This is a genomic window from Bacillus sp. S4, from assembly GCF_040838205.1.
GTDB classification, from domain to species: Bacteria; Bacillota; Bacilli; order Bacillales; family Bacillaceae_G; genus Bacillus_A; species Bacillus_A cereus_U.
This window is the reverse complement of sequence record NZ_JBFPJI010000487.1, coordinates 1-1,703: the sequence shown is the minus strand read 5'-3', so window position 1 is coordinate 1,703 and position 1,703 is coordinate 1. Positions and strand designations below refer to the sequence as shown.

Genomic DNA, 1,703 nt, shown 5'->3' with positions numbered 1-1,703 from the left:
CTATAAACAAGCGAATATTAAAATTAAGGAAGATAAAAAATAAAACAGTTTGGCCTAATATGGGCCAAACTGTTTTATTTTTTTGTATAGGTACGGCTATACCATGGAACTGCTTCGTTTAATTTTTTTTCTTGTTTTAATGCTTCAGGACCAATATAATCTTGAAGTGTTTTTTTTGCTATTGTTAAAGATAAGGTTGTTTTCGGATTTCGATAGGAGGATTCAAGGTGACCAAGATGCGGTAGGGTGCGAAAATCATCTTTCGTAGGAGGGATATGGAAAAAATAATCACCTAAACGTATAAGAACATCGGATTGTTGTTGACTAAAACGTGGATTTCTAGAAAAATGTAATCCTTCTTTGATAGCCTTTTTTTCAGTAATTAAGCGTTCTAAAGCAGTCTTTTTTAACCAATATAAGTACTTAGGGTTAGTTGCAGCTTTAGCATGACGATTCACAACGAAAATAGATTGAGCTAGTCTATTAATAGAATGTTGATTATGTAATTGAGATTGGGGTTGTGAAGGTTTCATATTGAATCTCCTTTCAAGTTTTTCTTATTATAGCATAAATAAAATGGGTTTTTATTATATGCAAAAAGTAATTGTATATATTTTCAATATTAAAGCAATATTGTTACAAAAAACAACTATTTTGTATAATAGTGATAGAATATGTTTCAGAAATTTGATAATGAAAGAGTGAGAAGTTTGAAAGAAATATTAAAACTACAATATGCCATTATAGACATTGGTTCTAATACAATGCGTTTAGTTATTTATGAAAAACAAAGCGGGGGTTTTTATAAAGAGATTGAAAATACGAAAGTGGTCGCTAGGTTAAGAAATTATTTAGTAAATGGTGTATTAAGTGAAGAAGGAATAGAAGTATTATTACAAACATTATTTCAATTTCAAGAAAGTACACGATTCCATAAGTTACATCATGTACTTTGCGTTGCAACGGCAACAATTAGACAGGCTGAGAATCAAGATGAAATTAAAAAACTTGTTGAAGGGCAAACAGATTTTACTCTTAGAGTTTTATCAGAATATGAAGAAGCACGTTACGGTTATTTAGCAGTTATGAATTCCACTTCATTTTCAGAAGGAATTACAGTTGATATTGGTGGGGGGAGTACAGAAGTTACATACTTTCGAAATAGAGAAATTTTAGAATATCATAGCTTTCCTTTTGGAGCACTTTCTTTAAAGCAACAATTTATTCAAGGTGATATTCCTACTACAGAAGAGTTAGAGGGAATAAAAAACTATTTATGGTATCAATTTCGAACGCTACCATGGTTAATCGATAAAGAATTACCCCTTATCGCAATTGGGGGGAGTGCGAGGAATATGGTGAAAATCCATCAAAATTTAATTTGTTATCCTATAGCTGGATTACATTTATACAAAATGAAAGAAGAAGATATTAAACATGTAAAAGAGGAATTAAAAGAATTGTCGTTCATAGAGCTTCAAAAGATGGAGGGGTTAGCAAAAGATCGAGCAGATACAATTATTCCAGCAGTCGAAGTCTTTCATATGCTTGTTAACGTTATAGAGGCACCGGCATTTATATTGAGTAAAAAAGGATTAAGAGAAGGTGTTTTTTATGAAGAATTAGCGAAAGATTTGGGGATTTCGTACTATCCGAACGTAGTAGAAGAAAGTTTATATTTATTATCATATGAATACGAAATG

2 protein-coding genes are annotated in these 1,703 nt (G+C 31.1%); one reads left to right on the top strand and one right to left on the bottom strand.

Features of this window, described 5'->3' with window-relative positions; genetic code table 11:
- Nucleotides 1–74: 74 nt before the first annotated feature.
- The gene (locus AB3X48_RS21895; RefSeq protein WP_002160666.1) at nucleotides 75–533 is read right to left on the bottom strand and encodes a YkyB family protein; all 459 of its coding nucleotides are present in this window, start codon (nucleotides 531–533) and stop codon (nucleotides 75–77) included.
- Nucleotides 534–674: 141 nt separating this feature from the next.
- Here AB3X48_RS21895 and AB3X48_RS21890 point away from each other — a divergent pair.
- On the top strand, nucleotides 675–1,703 hold a 1,029-nt coding region (locus tag AB3X48_RS21890; protein WP_483298832.1), incomplete at its 3' end, for a Ppx/GppA phosphatase family protein.